Genomic DNA, 15813 nt, shown 5'->3' on the forward strand with positions numbered 1-15813 from the left:
CTGCAGGTCTTATCTTTTGCTATATGGCTCAGCGGTTGAATCAATTTTCTTGCTGCTGCAGCGTTGGCATGCAGATATTCTGTCTTTGTGATGCTCCGGCAGGGTCAGCCGAAAAGGATCAACGTCAAATTCGTAGCCGCATGAACATCGTGCATGGAACTTCAGCTTTTTTGATTTTTTGAGTCGTTTCAAAAGAGTGACGTTTCCAAAGACTTGATCCGGTTTGAATCGCTCTAGCTTTGTGCGTTCTTCGGGAGCATGTTTGACCCGTGCCTTGTTCAGTGCGTTACGCACGGAGTTTTCACTGCCTCTGCCCAGGATTTTGGGAATTTGGAGGATAGACCGTCCTTCCTGCAAATAGAGACGCTTGATCTCCTCGATCTCAGCACTGGTGAAACCAGATTTCTTGCCCACCTGCTTCCTTCCTTTGGTGTGAGTCTCTCAGGTCGTGTGTCTGCTCACCCCTGACCGAACGCTTTCAGAACAGCCATTGCGGTTTGTGATCCACTGGCGATGGCCCCTTCCATGAAGCCCCGTCAACCGTCCCCATGGTCTCCGGAGGCAAAGAACAGCTTGTCTTCTCTGAGGGGAAGAGCTTCGGCGAAGCGCGTCACCGACCTGGGCGGTTGTTGCACCAACTGCCCTGCGACAACGGGTCCGTTCCCCAGGGGTGTCCGAAGGTGCGGATGATCTCGAGCTCAGGCAGGTACGCCTTGAAGATGGATTGCCACTCCTCGACGGGTTTATCCAGTGCATTGGGTTCCAAGCTGAAGCCTGCCAGTCGGGATTGATGCTCGCCGCGGTGATAGGTGAAGCTGCCAATCAGTGCTGAGTCCGCGCTGCGAGCCAAGGTCATCACATTCGAGTCCATAGCGTTCTTTTTCTGCCCAGATGAACGGTTGCGTCCAGTGAATCAACGTCCCGCCCAGCTCAACTGGGCAACCCTCATCCTCGACGGTGTAAGTCCGACCGCCAAGGCGATCGTTGGCTTCAATAACGACAGTTCGAAGTCCACGTTGCTGGAGGTCGCGGGCAGCTGTGATTCCTGCAAGTCCACCGCCAATAGTGACAACACATCAGGGCTGAAAATGCGTTCGATTTGGACCATGTTGATTTGACCTGATGATCTTTGGTTGCGGCTGACTTGTGATGCGTGAATGAGATGGCTCGATCATCCAGCCGAGTTTCTTTCCAGCCCAGGTTCCCTGCTTCGAATCGATCTGTCTGCAAGGCCTGCTGGTCTTGGATCAGATCTGCAGCGGTCCGCTTGAGGTGTTGGCCTTTGCCAGGCTGTCGCTCACAACAGCCCCCTTGTGTTGATCGGGTTGTCAACGCGGTCCCATGATTCCCCTTCAGCCCCTGCTTGATCGTCTCTCCGCAATCCCCGGTATGGAGAGCGGCTGCAAGCGCCTTGTGGTTGTACTCGGCCAGCTTGGGGATTTCGATTCGATCGAATACGCCCAGGCGTTGGTGCCGAGGCTTCCCGAGTTGACCACGGCTGGGGTCAAGGTTCAACTGTTCGGCATCGGCAATTCCGCCAGCGCCGAGCGCTTCGCTGCCTTCACCGGGTTCCCTCGGCAGCAGCTGATCGCCGATGCATCGCCGGTGTTGCATGAAACTCTAGGTTTGGAATCCGGGTTGCAGCTCCCCGGTGGGCCCTGGCCTGGTTTTCTGTTGATGTGCGCCGGCGTGGGCTCACCAGGCACGCTGGGCGAGGTGCTGCGCGGCTACACGGGGGATCGCTCGGCTGCCCAGATCTTCGAGGACGACGAGTGGGTCGAGGCGTTTCCACTGCCGCGCTTCCGTGGGGCTCTCTTCCGCCGGGCCGGTGGTGCGGGGTTTCAGCGACCGTTTGAGCTCGCCACCAAGCGTCTGCGCAACATGAATGAAGTGCTCCGGCACTGGCGCACCTACGTGCCCTGTGATGACTACATCACCCAGCGCGGCGCCACCGTGCTGTTCGATGTTGATGACAGCGTGCTCCACTGCCATCGCGATCAATCTCTGTTGGGCTACTCCGCCACCATGAATCGCCCCCTGGCGTTTCTCGACATGGTCCTGTCTCCGTCCTGAATCAATGGGCGGTGGGCTCGCGATACACCGCCAGTGCCGCCAACAACCCACCGATGAACCCTGCGCTGTGGCCGATCCAGCTGACGCCGGCGGGTGAAATGCCGGGAATCAAGGCGATCAGCGCGGAGCCGTACAGCCAGAACGCCACGAGCCCCAGGGCGATGGACAGGATGCGACGTTCCAGCCAGCCGATCAACAGCAGGTAGCCCAGCAGTCCATACACCACGCCCGAGAGTCCATGGCTGCGGGCAGGCCAGAACAGGGCGACCGGAATGTTGATCACCAGCACCGACAGCCAGACGCTCAGGTAATCGCGCATCCCCCGGCTGAGGACGAGCCAGCTCAGGGGCAGAAAAGCCAGGCTGTTGGAGATGAGATGCCCGAAACCCGCGTGACTGAACGGGGCGGTGATGACCCCCCACCACGGTTGATCTGGCCCCATCGGCAGGTTCCACTGCCCCGCAAAGAGCAGTTGATCGATCAGCTCCTGAGCCCAGGCCACGGCCAGGATCAGCAGGGGGAGCAGCAGTCGAGCGCGCATCGTCTTGCGCCAATGACCACAATGATGACGCGGATGCTGAGCGGATGATCAGAAGTGACGTCGACGTTCTGGTCATCGGCAGCGGCATCGGTGGACTGTGCGCCGCAGGTTTGTGTGCCCGCGCCGGCCGTGAGGTGCTGGTGCTGGAGGCCCACCACCATCCCGGTGGGGCCGCCCATGGCTTTCAACGCCAGGGCTATCACTTTGAATCCGGGCCGTCCCTGTGGAGTGGCCTTGGGCAATGGCCCAGCAGCAATCCACTGACCCAGGTGCTGCGCGCCCTGGGGCAGACCGTCGAAGTGATCCCTTATCGCACCTGGGATGTGCTGCTGCCGGAAGGCGATCTGCGCATCGCCGTGGGGCATGACGATTTTGAGGCTGTGGTGCGCAGCCTGCGCGGCCCCGCGGTGGCCGCGGAATGGCGACGTTTTGTGGAGGCACTGCGGCCGATTGCCGCCGCCGCTGATGCTCTCCCCCTTTTGGCCCTGCGGCCTGGGGTGGATGGCATGGCGCAACTGCTGAAGCGCGGCGGACGCCTGTTGCCGCACCTGGCGGCGATGCGTCACCTCTCCGGTTCCTTTGGGCCCCTGGTGGATCGTCATCTCCGTGATCCCTTCCTGCGGCATTGGGTGGATCTCCTCTCCTTCCTGATCAGCGGCATGCCGATGGGAGACACCAACGCCGCAGCCATGGCCACGCTGTTCGGCGAGTGGTTCGAGCCGGAGGCCCACCTCGACTACCCCGTTGGTGGCAGTGCCGCTGTGGTTGAGGCCCTGGTGCGTGGCCTGCAAGCCCATGGCGGCAGCCTGCACACGGGCACGGCGGTGCAACAACTGCAGGTGGAGGGGGATTGCGTTGTGGGTGTAACGCTGGCGGATGGAACGCAGATTGCGGCGCGGCAGGTGATCTGCAACGCCGACATCTGGTCCACCCTTGCGCTGCTGCCGGCGTCCGTGGCGCCGAAGTGGCAGCGTCAGCGCCGGGCCACGCCAGCTTGCAACGGCTTCCTGCACCTGCACCTGGGATTCGATGCCGCGGGGTTGGAGGATCTGCCGATCCACACCGTCTGGGTTGATGACTGGGAGCGTGGGATCGATGCAGAGCGCAATGCTGTGGTGCTGTCGATCCCATCGGTGTTGGATCCCTCCATGGCGCCGGCGGGTCACCATGTGCTGCACGCCTACACCCCGGCCAGCGAACCCTGGGAGGTCTGGGCTGATCTGGAGCGCGACAGTGCGGCGTATCAGCAGAGAAAACACGAGCGATGCGCTGTGTTCTGGCGGGTGCTGGAACGCCGTATCCCCGACATCCGCCACCGCTGCGAGTTGATCATGGAGGGAACGCCGCTGACCCACCGCCATTTCCTCAATGTGCATCAAGGCAGTTATGGCCCTGCGCTTTCAGCGGCTGAAGGCCTCTTTCCTGGCGTGACGACCCCCCTCGCCAATTTCTGGCTTTGTGGTGCCAGCACTTTCCCGGGGATCGGAATCCCTCCCGTGGCGGCGAGTGGCGCTATGGCGGCCCATGCGATCCTCGGCCGCGAGCCACAAAACAGTCTGCTGCGTGAACTGGAGCTTTGAAACAGCTGCGTCATAACCTCCCTTCGGAAAGCCGTCGCAGCCCATGAATTCCAACGCCCGGATTGATTCGCTGCAATTGATGTTGACCGATCTGCGCATGCGCAACGAGCCGATCCGTCACAAGGCGGCATTCCGTGGTTGCCAGCCGGAATTCCAGGCCTTGGTCAGCCGTCTGATTGAGCAGCTGGAGGGGGAGCTTCTCCAGGAGAAGCAGAGTTTTCGAGAAGCCTCACGCCAGGGTTGAGCCCGAGAGCAGGTCGCTCCAGGTTTGATCTCTCGGTTCCCGTTCAACAGCTGATGTTCAGGATGTCAACCGTTCCGCTCCGCTGCGGATCGGTAGGCGGCGGGGACGAGCACTAGAAACAGCAACCACCAGGCCAGCACGCCCAGGGCCAGAGGAAGGCTGATCCAGAGGCGATGCAGCAGGGCCCAGGACCCGCTAACCATCAGCACTCCTGTGACGAGGATGGACCAGGGCTGGCACCACCAAGGTTTGAGCGACCAGAAGGGTGGTTGTTCCCGAGATTCAGCGGAGGGCGTCGAGTTCACCGGCGGCTTGCATGGCAGCGAGGGTGTCGTAGCCACCAATCACGGATCCGTCGATGAACACCTGGGGGAAGGTGCTCATTCCACTGCGTTGTTGCACGGCTTGGAAAGCGTCGTCATCGTTGATGGTGGTGACGCTGTGGGGCAGATCCAGGGTTCTGAGGATGCGCAGGGCACGGCTGCACCAGGGGCATCCGGGAAGAACGGCGATCTCCACCCGTGGCGCTGATGTTTGGCGCCCGGGGCGGCCTTCGCGTTGCTCCAGCACACCAATCAGGAGGTCGACGCCCTTCTGCACGATGGTGCCGGGCTCCAGGTGGCCGCCCCACACCTGGCAGGCTCCATCCGAGAGGCTCAGGTGCAGATGCACGCCCTCAGGGGAGAAGGTTCCGTTGAGGGTGATCACCTCAAGATCCCCCTCCAGCACGGTGGGGTTGGCCTGCCCCGGGCACTGAAACGACGCTTTGGTGAGATTGCCCACCACGCCGAGCACAAAGCCGTTGATGCCGTCCCGTTGGGCCAGCTCTTCGAGGCTGAGGCGCAGGTCACTGCCGGGAGCGAGCTTCAGCGGCAGGGAGTGCATGGCGCCTCAAAAAGTGTGCTCAAGATTACGCAACCTTGTCTTGCACGATATTGGCTATATATTGTGAATATTTTTTCACGAAATCGTGTCTCTCCTTCAGGATCTGGTTCAGGAGCTGCAGCAGCGGCTCGAGGGCCAGGCCGCGGCGCCCAGCACGGCTGCGGTGGCGGACGCCGCCGGTTCGGAGCGCATCAACGTCACCCTGCCCCGTGGGGTGATGGATGACCTCAAGCGCCATGCCCTTGCCGAGGGGCGCAGTTGCGGCAATTTGGCCGCCTATCTGCTGGAAGAGGCCCTGCGCCGGCATCGTTCCCTGGGGTGAGGCTTTCGCTCAATTCAGCAGCCGGTTGGCAATCTCTTCGACATGACCCCGCCGTTGAAGTCTGAGGATGGAGACGTCCATCGGAGTCCGCAGGGGATTGTTCGGTTTGATCACGAATCCGTAGGTCTCTTCGGCAAGGGTGAAGGGGGCGAGGCGAAGGGCGAGATCGGGATTGTTTTTGAGGTGATAGCGAAGGGCGGGTCGATCGAAAATCAAGGCATCGGCTTGTTTCTTGGTCATGAATTGAATGGCTCCCTTGAGATCGGGTGCCGCCACGATTCGCATGTCTCCGCGTTGGGCAAGTTCCATGCCGCTGGTGCCTTCCACGACGGCGATACGACGCCCGTTGAGCTGATCAGGTCGGCTGATCGCCGTTTCGGTGGCGCCGGAGAGAAACAATGTGAACGCTGACGCGAGGCTCGCGGTCAGGGACGACACCGCGACTAACGAGATCACCATCCAGAACCCCGTGATCCCCCGGCCTGTTCGTGTGATGGGTGCTTTGTCGCCATATCCCACCGTGGTCAAGGTCACCAGGGCGAACCACATGCCGCTGCTGATGCCGGGAAGCCAGGCCCGCGGGAACTGCTCACTGTTGTGGTTCCGTTCGGCCATCCAGATCAGGCTGCCGACCACCAGCAGCACGCTGATCAGCACCAGGACCGAAGACATCACCGCCCAGCCGAAAAACACCCCGACGCGGCTCAGGATCGACGGTGGGTTCAGCGGGAGCAACACCCCCGCCTTGCCCAGGTAGTACGGCTGGGTGAAGTCGATTCCGGGGATGGCCAGGCGGCGGGACGTGATGCTGATCGGACCGACCAGAACGTCAATGCGTCCCTTGTCCACAGCTTCAATGCCGGCTTGGGGTGATGGCTGTTGAATCAGCGTGTAGCTGAGGTTGTTGTCTTCAGCGACGCGACGCCAGATGTCGAGGCTGATGCCGCTGCTGGTGTTGCCGTCCTCGATCACGAAGGGGGCGGAGCCACTGATCCCCACCTTCAGCTGGTTGGCCTGCAGGGGCGGTGCGCTGCTGAAACAAGCGAGCGCGAGGACGACGGACCAGCGTCGAACCGTTCGCATCAGCGTTGTTCCAGGCGCCGCACAATCACGGCCATGGCCGCCAGTGAACCCGCCAGCGCGATCAGCAGGGCGATGGTCATGGAAAAGTCAGGGAAGGGATGGTGCGATCAGATTGGCATCCCCGGCACCGAGCAACCAGTCGGCCACTTCCATCCTCAGGGCATAGGCACACTCGTAGCGGCCGTGGGCTTCCAGAAAGTTCAACCGTTGTTCCAGTGATCGCAGGGTTGAACCTGCGAGCTGGTGTGGTCCCTTGCCACGCGCCACAATGCGTTTTCTGAAGTGCATGGAGCTTGAGGCACGACGTCGGACATCGGATGCAGCCAGCGCTACAGATCCTCGATCTGTCCCGTGGATGACTGGCATGGAATGGGCTTGGGGAGACAGCCCGCTGACGTTCCTGCCCGAACGGGCGCTTTGGCGCGCTGAGGGGCGCGAGCTGTTCGTCGCCGACCTGCACCTCGGCAAAGCCGAGGTGTTTCAGGCCCATGGCATCCCCATGCCCAGCGACGGTGATCAAGGAACCCTCAATCCACTGCTTGCCCTCTGCCATGCCCGCTCGCCTGAGCGCTTGTTTGTTCTGGGTGATCTTGTACATGCCCGGTTGGGCATCACCGCTCCGCTGCGCGACACGTTGCTGGCTCTGCCCGATCTCTGCGGTTGCCCTGTCGTTCTGATCGGTGGAAACCATGACCAAGGCAGTTGGATTGAAGGTTTGCCCCAGCAGCCCTCCCAGCGTCTTGGCAATCTCTGGTTGAGCCACATGCCTGAAAGGGTTCCAGAGCCGGGTTTGTTGAATGTGTGTGGTCACCTTCATCCCACGACACGGATTCGAAGCCGTTCAGATCAGTTGCGTTTGCCCTGTTTCGCCTTCGATCCGGATGGTCCGCGTCTGGTGATTCCTGCCTTCGGGCAGTTGACGGGAGGCCATGACTGCGGCGAGCGTTACCAGCAATGGCTGGTGGCCGACGGCTCCATCGTTCCTTGGTTCGATCCTCTCCCCCACAACCGAGAGCGAAGACTCGCGTGACTCAGCCTGCTGAGCGGCGACCCCGAGCCAAGCGGCGCCTTCGGCTGCGCAAGCGCTGGCTGCTTCTGGCGATGCCATTTGTGGTGTTCGGTGGCTTGATCGGGCTGGCGCCTGTCGCACCTGAGCATTCCGATCGTGAAGTGCAGCAGGTCGATCCTGCCCAGCAACGCCGGCGGGATGCCGAGCCCTTTCTCTACATCCCGGATGACGAGGTCTACGCCCTGGATCTCGATCCAAGACGGGTGCGGTTCGGGTTGCTGGAAGGTTGGGATCGCGAACAGGATGCCTACGAGGACAGTGCTGCTCTGGCCTATGTGTCAGGCCCGATGTACGAACGCCATGTGGACAACGCTGGACGTGAGATCACTGTTCCTCTGGGTGATCTCAAGTTCGGCAGCAAGGTCTGGCGAGGGCGTAACCGCACGGCCTCCCGCCAGCGGGCCTACGTCGGCATCCGCCACGACGGCAGCATCGATTTCGGCTATGGGGAGCTGACCGATGCCCGCAGCCAGGCGTACGACACGTTCATTGGTGGCCTCCACAGCCTCTACAACGACATCGAGGCCCCGCCCGACAGCTACAAGGGGGCTTACAGCATCAGCATGGGCCAGAGGATCCGGTATTACCTACCGCGGATCCGCATGGTGATGGGCCTGCGTCAGGACGGTCATATGGAAGTTTTGATGAGCCGTGACGGCCTGACGTTGGAGCAGAGCAAGGAGCTGGCCCGTCGCCGGGGTTACCTGGCGGCCTACATGCCAGACCATGCATCGAAGAGCCGCTTCATCATTCCTGGGGTGAAGGGATTCACCGAAGAAGATGCCAACTGGATCAGTGGCGGGGCAACCAGCTTTGTGCATGTGCCCTACATGCTGCGGTTGAGTCGGCGTCAGATCCCTCTGCAGGGAAATCTGATGGCGGGTCTGACGCCACGGTTCGTGATGGATGAGGCCTGTGATGGCCCCGTTGACTGTGTGAGCTCCTTTGGCAACCATCTCGTGGATCGCGCCCTGGCGGGCTTGAACCGGGTGATGGAACAAGGTGTCGAACCTGTGGCCCGGATGATCTGGGGGCCCTCAAGCTCCACCAAGCCTGGGGTGCCCGCGGATGCAGGCGGCGGCGTGGATCTGGATCGCGCGCCGTTGCGGGAACCTCCGATCACGGCGGATCCGTTGGTCCTGCGGGAGCAGCCGGCCTTGATCCGGGAGCTGGAGCCGGCTGAACCCGATCTGGACGACAACTGGACGGAGCCGCAGCCATTTGCGCCGTTACCCCCCGATCTGCCACCGCCGACCTTTCTCGATGAGCCGGCGGCCAATCCAGCTGAGGTTCTCCTGGCTGAACCGGTGGATGCCGTTCCGCCTGACCTGCTTCAGGAGGCTCCCCCGCCGCCGGATCTTCCTCCCCTGCCGCCCGCTCCTCTCCCGGTTTTGCAGGATTGAGTCTTGGACGCTGTTTGCTCCTGGTGGCCGATCCCTGGCACCCAACGCCGGGTCTTGGTGGCGCGCCTACCTCAGCCCGCGACGCGTGTTGTGCAACGTGCCTTGAGTGACCGGCTCACCTGCCGTTTGTTCGCCGATGCAGGCCACGCCATTGCCGTGGATGACATCGGCCGCACGATCTATGGCAAGCCGCAGTTGCGTGATCAGTCTTTGCACCACAGCATTTCCAACACCCGCTCGCTCACCATTGGCGTGTTGGGGCCTGATCCGATTGGCATCGATATCGAGGCGCTTGACCGGCCGTTGCGGGTGGCTCCCGAGCTCCTGGCTCACAGGTTGTTTGCCTCGGCGGCTGAAGCGACGGTGTTCCTGCGGCATTGGTCGCTGATTCAGGCCTGGACGGCGAAGGAGGCTGTGTTGAAAGCAGCGGGCCTTGGGCTGGGTGGTGGACTCGCCCATGTGAAGATTGCGCCCGACGGTGCTGAGGCATCGCTGCATGGCTCGCGCTATGCCCTCTACCTGTGGGAACAGGAGGGTTTCAGCGTTGCTGTCGCTGAATGCATCCGTTGCTAAGGGAAGGAATGGAGCCTCCAGCAGCGGTGTGAGATTTCGTCTTCAGGAACGCATCGCCGAGGCCAACAATTTCCAGAAAGCGTTGATGACGTCTCTTCTGGCCTGGGTGGCCTTGGGGGGCTGGAGCTATCTGATCGTTGTTCCGATCCTCTCAGCTGCAGCGTTTCTCTGGCTTGGGGTGACAGGTTGGCTCGTTTGGCGGATCTGGCGTAAGTCAGATCGCTGAAGCTAACGATTGCAGGCCAACAACATAGAATCCTGGACGGTTTTTAGTTCGACTTCAGTGGAGTTCACGTTGGTGATTCTCAGTGAGCAGGTTGGTTCCTATCCAACAATTAATTGGACGGAATGGAAAGATCGCAACCGAAAGCAGATGAAGAGCCAGGGCGATCTTTGGTCAATGGCTACACTTTCTGGGGCAACAATCTGGGACTGCTTGGACGCCAACCAGATCGACCGCTTGCATCTCGTGCAGTGGAAGCCAGCCGACGACACGATGTATCGGGTCAGCCTTCCTCGGCGCTGAAGCTTGCTTTGGCTTCGGTGTTGAGGGCCTTGCCCGTTCGCCAGGAGCCTTGAGACGCCGCGTAAAGATCCCTCGAACGGGTGATGTGCCAGGTCGCGGGACGGGCAAGACTTCTAGTCATCAGGCACGAGCCAAACAACCCATCCCACGCCAATATCACAGATCTATCGCGTTAAAGAGGGAAGTCAACTCGCCGGCGTATGTTCCGGGTTGGAGGCTGCGGGGAAGGGTTCTGCGGCTGGCTGGAGGCTTCTTTTTTTAGTGGGCGGCTTTTTTACCTTTTTCCCAATTGTTATTTACTTCGCCTTAGCTCTTGCGTGGCCCATGGCCAAAACGAAAGAGATGGCTGCAGGCAAGGCAGGTGTGAACAGCGTGAATCAAATCTCTGAACTTCCGGGGTTGGAGGCAAATTTGATGAAGCTCGTTGAGATGAAAGAAAAGGGTCTGATTTCAGAGGTCGAGTACGCAAAGATGAGAAAAAAAGAGCTCGGAATCGATTGATATTGTGAGGTTGTAGTGCCGGAAGCAAGGGGTATGAAGTCTTCTCGATATCAATCAAGATAAATTGGCTGTAAGGGATGTTTCATTGATTGTTTCGTTATGGCGTGCCCATCAATCCTTCGACCGCTGCGATGGTTTTTAACATTGATGAGAGACCTTATCGTTCACCCACTGAGCGATGGGGCTTGACGGGCTCCAGGCCTGGTGGAGGAGCCGGGCTCACGTTTCGAGGCTTTAGGACATGTGTCTGCCTGCAACGCCCATGAGCAACCCAGTCGCCAGCTTCATTGGCTGAAGAGGTTTGTTGAGTAAAAACCGTGGATTCGAGCTTCTTTGTTTTGTGGGGTCTACCAATGAGTGCAAAGCATTCGATGACAGATGTCTCTGTTGCATACCGCAGTTGGTGTGTTCACCATTGCCAATCCAATAGGAAACCTGCCGATCTATCTCTCTTTCACCAACGGTAATCCTCGCCAGGATCGTGCGATTGCCCGCAGCGCAGCCTTCACATTCATCGTCGCCCTGCTGCTGTCCACATGGATTGGAAACAATCTTCTTGCGTTCTTCGGCATCAGCCGTGGGGCTTTTCAGATTGCCGGTGGCGTGATCGTGGTCTTGATTGGACTTTCGATGCTGCGTTCCAAGACGCCTCCAGAGCACCACGACCCGGAGTCAGTCGTTCGCGACCAGTCGTCATCTGTTAAGGGTGTCGTTCCTCTTGGGATTCCGCTTCTTGCTGGTCCGGGAACCTTAACCGTTGTGATTGCTGACCCAATGGCTGCAAGCCTGAGTGGTCGGCTGGGCATCAGCTTGGTGGTTCTGTTGCTCGGCTTGGTGGTGTATGTCGTCTTTGCGGCTGGAGATCGTATCGCCAGTCGTATCAGTTCATCCGCGTTGCAAGTGCTAACGAAGGTGATGGGATTGCTTTTGACCGCCATCGCCATTCAGATGTTGATTAACGGTCTTGTGTCAGTCTTCCCATCGCTGAGCCAAACAGCGGCGTGAATCTGTTCCACGATTGATTGAGGCAGCGTAGGCCCATCACAGAGTTCTCGATGGGTTGATGTGTTCTGCAACGGGAATGGCCATCGTCAACCGTCTGGAGATGGTGCTTCGGATGCATCCCCATTCAGATGATTCTCATCGGATTATCCAGCCTCCTACATAAAGGGGCTCGCCAAACAAAGGCATATTACTGATAAGGCAAAAGCCTCACTTTGGATATGGGTTATGCAATTTAAAGTTCAGGTGACGATGGGCCATCGTCAACGAGAATTAACCTTGAATGCGGAGAATGAGGCTGATGTCAGGAGGAAACTGAGATCACGTGGATATTCGGAGGCGACTTCTGTGATTGAACAGGTGGATGCTGATTGTCAGTCTCCAAAGCCAATTCAATCGTCTCGATTTTTACCAAGAACTCTACTGATTTGCCTTTTTCTGGCCCTTCCTGTTGCAGGAGTAACAGCGGCTCTATTCTCTGAGCCATTTGATCCTGATGTTTGTAAAACAGAGGCAGGGCGGTTGCGACATCTTCAGCAATGCGTGTCTGTTCTCAATGATGATCAATATGCATGGAGCCATCGAGACTTGTCGCCTGACACGTGCAAACGTTATCTAGGGTCAATTCTGGGACATGATCCATCGATTATGAGAACGGTAAACTGGGATTCATCAATCGTTCGCATTGATTACACGCGACAGGATGATGGTAAAAAGTTTATGTATGAATGTTCTACGCTGGGAGATGAGATTATTTGGAGAGGAGTTGATATTTTCCGTTTGGGTGATGGTCCTGGTAGGTGGAGGTATGAGGACGCTAGATCAATTTCAAATTTTCAATGAAGCGTGCTGCTCTCGGTATCGGTTCATTCATCCTGCTGCCTGGCCCAGTCAATGCACAGAGCTAAGGGTGGATCAAGGAGCACCTGAGTTAGCGCCGGTTGATCAGCTATTGGCCGGCTTTGTCAGCTTGTAGAGGTTCAAGGCAAAAAGGGCCATGCCGAAGCTGCCAAAAACGATGAGAAGGTCTTGGGTGTCGAATGCCATGGGCGTAGTTGCATTTCTTTGTAAACAACTATAACGAAGCCTTGCTGCTCCGTCGTCGACCCATGCATTAAGGCCAATGGCGGTACTGGTGGTTTGCCTTGCCCCTTGATAAGGCTCGAACGTGTGAAGTCGATTGGTTGGCATTTCGCCCATACTCATGGCCCAGAGCAAGATCTCCCCATGGTGGTGCTTGGACGCAAAGCCATTCTTGAGGCGATTGACGATGGATTGATCGCGATTACTCCCTTCATCGCCGACCACGTTGGGCCTGCATCCGTGGATCTCACCCTCGCTTCTACCTTCCGGGTGTTCCGAAAGGTGCATGAAGTCATTGATGTCCGCGAGCACACCGACTACCGCGAATTCACTGACAAGCTTGAGATTCCGGATGGTCAACACATTCTGATCATGCCGGGGGAGACCGTCTTGGGAATCACCCGCGAGCGACTCAAGCTTGGCCCGGGCCTCTGCGGCTGGCTTGAGGGTCGCAGTCGTTTTGCTCGTCTAGGCCTGATGGTGCATATCAGTGCACCGTTTATGGGGCCGAGGATCGACAGTCAGCAGGTGCTTGAGATCAGTAATTTCGGTCCGGCACCCTTGGCGGTGGTGCCGGGAACGCCCATCTGTCAGTTCATTTTTCAGCGGATGGATGGTGCAGAGCACTACGAGGGCCGCTTCGCCGGACAGAGCCAGAGCAGTTTTTAGGGATGTGCTGAGGTGTCCCAGTTCGTCATTTGGGTTCCCTTGTTGAAGGGGAATCAAGGCTTTCAATGCTGGTGTTGAGCTGTTGGCTGCACTGCATCGGGCTTGCTGCATTCATTGGGGATGCGCACCGTCGGGATTGTTGCCGTGCATGATGCGGTCGATGTCATCCACGTGCTACTCAGCTTTCTTATGAGTCAGCCTGAGCAGCGTCGCTTCATGAATGTGGTGATTGGCCGGTCCAAGTCTTGATAGAACTTGTCTGCCGGTGCTCCCAGGTTGTGATCTTCGTCATTGCTCACGCTATTGGAGTGTGAGGTAGTAGCGGCTACTGCATGGCCTGCCATCCCTGTCATCCTCCCCTTAGCGGATCAAAGTCATGACACTCGAGGAGCAATACATCACTTTGATGAATGCGGCTGGTCGCGTACCTGATGAGTGGTGTCGAGACAAGTTCGTTCAAGAAGCAGACAATGTGCTCATGCACATCAAGAAGCAGAGTCTGAGCAACGAGCAGGATTTCAAATCTATGGCTGCCTAAAGCCGTTCTGCTGCAGGCCCAGTCGGTTGTCAGAGGTCCTCTTCCGCCTCACCCTTGATTTGGCAATCGCTTGTTGGATAGGCGACACATAGGAGGGCAAACCCCTGGGCGATTTGTTCATCGTCCAAGAAGCTCTGATCCGATTGATCAAGAGAACCAGTTGAAATTTTGCCCGCACAGGTGGAGCATGCACCGGCTCTGCAGGAATAGGGAAGATCAGCACCAGCTTCTTCTGCTGCATCGAGGATGTATTGATCTGCAGCACACTGAAAGCTGGATGAACCCTCTGATGTGGTGATCGTGACTTGATAAGAGGTCATTCGATTGAATTGACTTGAATCAATGCACTTATGAATACGTTGATTGAACACTGGTGCTGATGGTTTCAAGAAAGATTTCGGGATCGAAGTAGCAATTCATGCAAAATTGATATTGATGTCACTGATCTCTGATCTGGTCGATCAAATCCGTGTCGCTACCACATCCAAACCATGCATCGCTACGGCCAAACCTCAACGATGCAAGTCGGTGCCATTGTGTTCTGAGTCAGCCCAGGGCGAAATCGACATCGATCGCTCCGAAGCCAATGGGTGCTGTTGTGATCAGGACCCAGGCAACCAATCACAGCCACGGCGATCTTGGGGCTTTCAAGGCTTCGTCGTGTTTTTCATCCCGTAGCGCAGCCTCTGTGATAGCTTCCATCGTCACGACAGCAATAGTCTCAGTCTGAAGACGTTGCTTCAATCAAGGTCTGCCAAAAGGGGATGGGGCTCGGGCTCTCATCTGAACGGTCAGCCTCTCCAGCTCGGGGCGACGTTCAGACCTCGAGAACTCCTAATCTCCATCTCAAAGCTGTATGTGCCCTGCCACAGAAGTGGCAGGGCTTTGATGAAGCAGGTTTGGAGGCAACGTCCTCCTCACTCCTCAACGGCTTCAGCAGCTTCGCTGTGCTCTGCAGCCGCACCTGTGGGGATCAGGCGAATTGCTTTCTTTCCGAGTTTGATTTCAAACTCATCGCCGGCCTCCAGATTCAGCATCGCCGTATAGGCCTTGCCGATCAGCAGATTGCCATTGCCCTGCACTTTCGCGATGTAACTGAGCTTGCGTCCGCCCTTGCCGATGGCCGCTCCACCAGTGGTGAAGTTGATCCCCTTGGCTTCGAGTAGAGCCTCGTAGAAGGCGGTGAAATTCAGGCGCTCGCCGCCATCCTTCTTCTCAGATACATAGCCGCATGACCGCACAAGGTCAGACTTGGAGACGTCACCAAGATCTTTCACCTTCGACAGAAGATCGCTGCCAGTGAGCATTGGATTGTTTCTCATCAGATCACCATTACATAGCTGTTTTCGTTGATACCTGTCAACAGTTAGTGGCAAATCAACGGACACTGGTCTTACGAGCAGCTCTGGCTTGATAAGTGCTTACCCGAGCAAAGCTGCTTCATCAGAGCGCTCAATGACCTGTTTCGGTGTCCCTCGAAGTGTCGTCCACGCCTCGTATGAATGCCCTGCATACTTGGGGCTTGAATGCTGATCTCGCGTCAGGGTTCTCGCCTCGTTCAGTTTTCCAGCAAGAGCGTGGCTGAAGAGGGTCTCTCGAGATCGACTCAGATGGTGGTTCATCTCTTGTCTTGGTATTCCTGCACCGTGGCTATGTCACTTGATGTGATGTCTTGAGCTGGTTATCTCGCCATAGCCGTTGGCCTTTCGTACTCGTGGAGG

General features: G+C 58.0%; 27 protein-coding genes. 15 read left to right on the plus strand and 12 right to left on the minus strand.

The features are described from left to right. Positions 1–9: 9 nt before the first annotated feature. The 3 genes from KR52_RS13605 to KR52_RS15100 all read right to left on the minus strand — a co-directional run bounded on the left by KR52_RS13605 (position 10) and on the right by KR52_RS15100 (position 1064). A complete protein-coding gene (locus KR52_RS13605; RefSeq protein ID WP_071840185.1) occupies positions 10–414 on the minus strand; it encodes a hypothetical protein in 405 nt (134 codons plus the stop codon). Between the two features lie 196 nt (positions 415–610). Next, positions 611–850 carry a hypothetical protein gene (locus tag KR52_RS15095; RefSeq protein WP_253912465.1) on the minus strand — a complete coding sequence of 80 codons (240 nt, stop codon included), beginning with the start codon at positions 848–850 and terminating at the stop codon, positions 611–613. Further along, positions 744–1064: an FAD-dependent oxidoreductase gene (locus KR52_RS15100; RefSeq protein WP_084221953.1), complete on the minus strand. Its 321-nt coding sequence runs from the start codon at positions 1062–1064 to the stop codon at positions 744–746. The genes KR52_RS15095 and KR52_RS15100 overlap by 107 nt, the downstream gene beginning before the upstream one ends. A 277-nt stretch (positions 1065–1341) precedes the next feature. Between KR52_RS15100 and KR52_RS06420 the strand changes: the two genes are divergently transcribed. Then, on the plus strand, positions 1342–2073 hold the full coding sequence (locus tag KR52_RS06420; RefSeq protein ID WP_038553833.1) for an AhpC/TSA family protein: 732 nt from the start codon (positions 1342–1344) through the stop codon (positions 2071–2073). 1 nt (position 2074) lies between these two features. On the opposite strand, the gene KR52_RS06425 is transcribed toward KR52_RS06420, so the two are convergent. Then, a complete protein-coding gene (locus KR52_RS06425) occupies positions 2075–2614 on the minus strand; it encodes a rhomboid family intramembrane serine protease (protein ID WP_038553835.1) in 540 nt (179 codons plus the stop codon). 44 nt (positions 2615–2658) lie between these two features. Here KR52_RS06425 and KR52_RS06430 point away from each other — a divergent pair, with 44 nt between their 5' ends. Both KR52_RS06430 and KR52_RS06435 read left to right on the plus strand, forming a co-directional pair. Continuing rightward, the gene (locus KR52_RS06430; RefSeq protein WP_038553836.1) at positions 2659–4194 is read left to right on the plus strand and encodes an NAD(P)/FAD-dependent oxidoreductase; all 1536 of its coding nucleotides are present in this window, start codon (positions 2659–2661) and stop codon (positions 4192–4194) included. A gap of 43 nt (positions 4195–4237) precedes the next feature. Next, positions 4238–4438 carry a hypothetical protein gene (locus tag KR52_RS06435; RefSeq protein ID WP_038553838.1) on the plus strand — a complete coding sequence of 67 codons (201 nt, stop codon included), beginning with the start codon at positions 4238–4240 and terminating at the stop codon, positions 4436–4438. A gap of 65 nt (positions 4439–4503) precedes the next feature. On the opposite strand, the gene KR52_RS06440 is transcribed toward KR52_RS06435, so the two are convergent. Together KR52_RS06440 and KR52_RS06445 are read right to left on the minus strand one after the other, a co-directional pair. Next, on the minus strand, positions 4504–4779 hold the full coding sequence (locus tag KR52_RS06440; protein WP_371257700.1) for a DUF6737 family protein: 276 nt from the start codon (positions 4777–4779) through the stop codon (positions 4504–4506). Further along, the gene (locus KR52_RS06445) at positions 4721–5323 is read right to left on the minus strand and encodes a PCC domain-containing protein (RefSeq protein WP_038553841.1); all 603 of its coding nucleotides are present in this window, start codon (positions 5321–5323) and stop codon (positions 4721–4723) included. The genes KR52_RS06440 and KR52_RS06445 overlap by 59 nt, the downstream gene beginning before the upstream one ends. Positions 5324–5408: 85 nt before the next feature. Between KR52_RS06445 and KR52_RS06450 the strand changes: the two genes are divergently transcribed. Continuing rightward, complete coding sequence (locus KR52_RS06450; protein ID WP_038553844.1) at positions 5409–5645, plus strand: CopG family transcriptional regulator; 237 nt, start codon at positions 5409–5411, stop codon at positions 5643–5645. Between the two features lie 9 nt (positions 5646–5654). Here KR52_RS06450 and KR52_RS06455 read toward each other — a convergent pair whose 3' ends face one another. Together KR52_RS06455 and KR52_RS06460 are read right to left on the minus strand one after the other, a co-directional pair. After that, on the minus strand, positions 5655–6728 hold the full coding sequence (locus KR52_RS06455) for a transporter substrate-binding domain-containing protein (RefSeq protein WP_038553845.1): 1074 nt from the start codon (positions 6726–6728) through the stop codon (positions 5655–5657). A gap of 87 nt (positions 6729–6815) precedes the next feature. Next, positions 6816–6995 carry a hypothetical protein gene (locus KR52_RS06460; protein ID WP_038556961.1) on the minus strand — a complete coding sequence of 60 codons (180 nt, stop codon included), beginning with the start codon at positions 6993–6995 and terminating at the stop codon, positions 6816–6818. 88 nt (positions 6996–7083) lie between these two features. Here KR52_RS06460 and pdeM point away from each other — a divergent pair, with 88 nt between their 5' ends. The 5 genes from pdeM to KR52_RS14915 all read left to right on the plus strand — a co-directional run bounded on the left by pdeM (position 7084) and on the right by KR52_RS14915 (position 10299). Then, positions 7084–7758 carry a ligase-associated DNA damage response endonuclease PdeM gene (pdeM, locus tag KR52_RS06465; RefSeq protein WP_038553848.1) on the plus strand — a complete coding sequence of 225 codons (675 nt, stop codon included), beginning with the start codon at positions 7084–7086 and terminating at the stop codon, positions 7756–7758. A gap of 71 nt (positions 7759–7829) precedes the next feature. After that, positions 7830–9200: a hypothetical protein gene (locus KR52_RS06470; RefSeq protein WP_371257706.1), complete on the plus strand. Its 1371-nt coding sequence runs from the start codon at positions 7830–7832 to the stop codon at positions 9198–9200. A 3-nt stretch (positions 9201–9203) separates the two neighbouring features. After that, positions 9204–9773 carry a 4'-phosphopantetheinyl transferase superfamily protein gene (locus KR52_RS06475; RefSeq protein ID WP_038553852.1) on the plus strand — a complete coding sequence of 190 codons (570 nt, stop codon included), beginning with the start codon at positions 9204–9206 and terminating at the stop codon, positions 9771–9773. A gap of 28 nt (positions 9774–9801) precedes the next feature. Continuing rightward, entirely contained in the window at positions 9802–9999 is a 198-nt protein-coding gene (locus KR52_RS06480; RefSeq protein WP_038553853.1) for a hypothetical protein, read from the plus strand. A 9-nt stretch (positions 10000–10008) separates the two neighbouring features. After that, entirely contained in the window at positions 10009–10299 is a 291-nt protein-coding gene (locus KR52_RS14915) for a hypothetical protein (protein WP_371257701.1), read from the plus strand. Here the strand turns inward: KR52_RS14915 and KR52_RS14195 are convergent. After that, positions 10280–10420 (minus strand): hypothetical protein, encoded by a 141-nt coding sequence (locus KR52_RS14195; protein WP_156957620.1) that lies wholly within the window; start codon positions 10418–10420, stop codon positions 10280–10282. The two genes, KR52_RS14915 and KR52_RS14195, sit on opposite strands and share 20 nt — an antisense overlap. A 41-nt stretch (positions 10421–10461) precedes the next feature. Between KR52_RS14195 and KR52_RS06490 the strand changes: the two genes are divergently transcribed. The 3 genes from KR52_RS06490 (at position 10462) to KR52_RS14200 (ending at position 12645) form a co-directional block, all read left to right on the plus strand. Further along, complete coding sequence (locus KR52_RS06490) at positions 10462–10800, plus strand: PspC domain-containing protein (RefSeq protein ID WP_256382203.1); 339 nt, start codon at positions 10462–10464, stop codon at positions 10798–10800. A 378-nt stretch (positions 10801–11178) separates the two neighbouring features. Further along, positions 11179–11805 carry a MarC family protein gene (locus tag KR52_RS06495; RefSeq protein WP_038553857.1) on the plus strand — a complete coding sequence of 209 codons (627 nt, stop codon included), beginning with the start codon at positions 11179–11181 and terminating at the stop codon, positions 11803–11805. A gap of 225 nt (positions 11806–12030) precedes the next feature. Next, the gene (locus KR52_RS14200) at positions 12031–12645 is read left to right on the plus strand and encodes a hypothetical protein (RefSeq protein ID WP_156957621.1); all 615 of its coding nucleotides are present in this window, start codon (positions 12031–12033) and stop codon (positions 12643–12645) included. A 102-nt stretch (positions 12646–12747) separates the two neighbouring features. On the opposite strand, the gene KR52_RS14920 is transcribed toward KR52_RS14200, so the two are convergent. After that, the gene (locus KR52_RS14920) at positions 12748–13008 is read right to left on the minus strand and encodes a hypothetical protein (protein ID WP_216725510.1); all 261 of its coding nucleotides are present in this window, start codon (positions 13006–13008) and stop codon (positions 12748–12750) included. A gap of 21 nt (positions 13009–13029) precedes the next feature. Between KR52_RS14920 and dcd the strand changes: the two genes are divergently transcribed. The 3 genes from dcd (at position 13030) to KR52_RS14925 (ending at position 14092) form a co-directional block, all read left to right on the plus strand. Beyond that, positions 13030–13554 (plus strand): dCTP deaminase, encoded by a 525-nt coding sequence (gene dcd / locus KR52_RS06505; protein ID WP_038553860.1) that lies wholly within the window; start codon positions 13030–13032, stop codon positions 13552–13554. A gap of 120 nt (positions 13555–13674) precedes the next feature. Beyond that, positions 13675–13803: a hypothetical protein gene (locus KR52_RS15245; RefSeq protein ID WP_256382093.1), complete on the plus strand. Its 129-nt coding sequence runs from the start codon at positions 13675–13677 to the stop codon at positions 13801–13803. Positions 13804–13930: 127 nt separating this feature from the next. Beyond that, the gene (locus KR52_RS14925) at positions 13931–14092 is read left to right on the plus strand and encodes a hypothetical protein (RefSeq protein ID WP_156957623.1); all 162 of its coding nucleotides are present in this window, start codon (positions 13931–13933) and stop codon (positions 14090–14092) included. A gap of 29 nt (positions 14093–14121) precedes the next feature. Here the strand turns inward: KR52_RS14925 and KR52_RS06510 are convergent, their stop codons facing one another. Beyond that, positions 14122–14412: a 2Fe-2S iron-sulfur cluster-binding protein gene (locus KR52_RS06510; RefSeq protein WP_038553863.1), complete on the minus strand. Its 291-nt coding sequence runs from the start codon at positions 14410–14412 to the stop codon at positions 14122–14124. 597 nt (positions 14413–15009) lie between these two features. After that, complete coding sequence (locus tag KR52_RS06515; RefSeq protein ID WP_038553864.1) at positions 15010–15399, minus strand: AbrB family transcriptional regulator; 390 nt, start codon at positions 15397–15399, stop codon at positions 15010–15012. Between the last annotated feature and the right edge of the window lie 414 nt (positions 15400–15813).

This window comes from Synechococcus sp. KORDI-52 (assembly GCF_000737595.1).
Classification (GTDB): Bacteria; Cyanobacteriota; Cyanobacteriia; order PCC-6307; family Cyanobiaceae; genus Parasynechococcus.

Bases quoted from the DNA above. Each gene is read 5' to 3' on its own strand.
- KR52_RS06420 (WP_038553833.1), top strand. From the start codon at position 1,342: ATGATTCCCCTTCAGCCCCTGCTTGATCGTCTCTCCGCAATCCCCGGT.
- KR52_RS06425 (WP_038553835.1), bottom strand. From the start codon at position 2,614: ATGCGCGCTCGACTGCTGCTCCCCCTGCTGATCCTGGCCGTGGCCTGG.
- KR52_RS06430 (WP_038553836.1), top strand. From the start codon at position 2,659: ATGATCAGAAGTGACGTCGACGTTCTGGTCATCGGCAGCGGCATCGGT.
- KR52_RS06435 (WP_038553838.1), top strand. From the start codon at position 4,238: ATGAATTCCAACGCCCGGATTGATTCGCTGCAATTGATGTTGACCGAT.
- KR52_RS06445 (WP_038553841.1), bottom strand. From the start codon at position 5,323: ATGCACTCCCTGCCGCTGAAGCTCGCTCCCGGCAGTGACCTGCGCCTC.
- KR52_RS06455 (WP_038553845.1), bottom strand. From the start codon at position 6,728: ATGCGAACGGTTCGACGCTGGTCCGTCGTCCTCGCGCTCGCTTGTTTC.
- pdeM (WP_038553848.1), top strand. From the start codon at position 7,084: ATGACTGGCATGGAATGGGCTTGGGGAGACAGCCCGCTGACGTTCCTG.
- KR52_RS06470 (WP_371257706.1), top strand. From the start codon at position 7,830: ATGCCATTTGTGGTGTTCGGTGGCTTGATCGGGCTGGCGCCTGTCGCA.
- KR52_RS14195 (WP_156957620.1), bottom strand. From the start codon at position 10,420: ATGACTAGAAGTCTTGCCCGTCCCGCGACCTGGCACATCACCCGTTCG.
- KR52_RS06495 (WP_038553857.1), top strand. From the start codon at position 11,179: ATGTCTCTGTTGCATACCGCAGTTGGTGTGTTCACCATTGCCAATCCA.
- KR52_RS14200 (WP_156957621.1), top strand. From the start codon at position 12,031: ATGCAATTTAAAGTTCAGGTGACGATGGGCCATCGTCAACGAGAATTA.
- KR52_RS14920 (WP_216725510.1), bottom strand. From the start codon at position 13,008: ATGAGTATGGGCGAAATGCCAACCAATCGACTTCACACGTTCGAGCCT.
- dcd (WP_038553860.1), top strand. From the start codon at position 13,030: ATGGTGGTGCTTGGACGCAAAGCCATTCTTGAGGCGATTGACGATGGA.
- KR52_RS15245 (WP_256382093.1), top strand. From the start codon at position 13,675: ATGCGCACCGTCGGGATTGTTGCCGTGCATGATGCGGTCGATGTCATC.
- KR52_RS14925 (WP_156957623.1), top strand. From the start codon at position 13,931: ATGACACTCGAGGAGCAATACATCACTTTGATGAATGCGGCTGGTCGC.
- KR52_RS06510 (WP_038553863.1), bottom strand. From the start codon at position 14,412: ATGACCTCTTATCAAGTCACGATCACCACATCAGAGGGTTCATCCAGC.
- KR52_RS06515 (WP_038553864.1), bottom strand. From the start codon at position 15,399: ATGCTCACTGGCAGCGATCTTCTGTCGAAGGTGAAAGATCTTGGTGAC.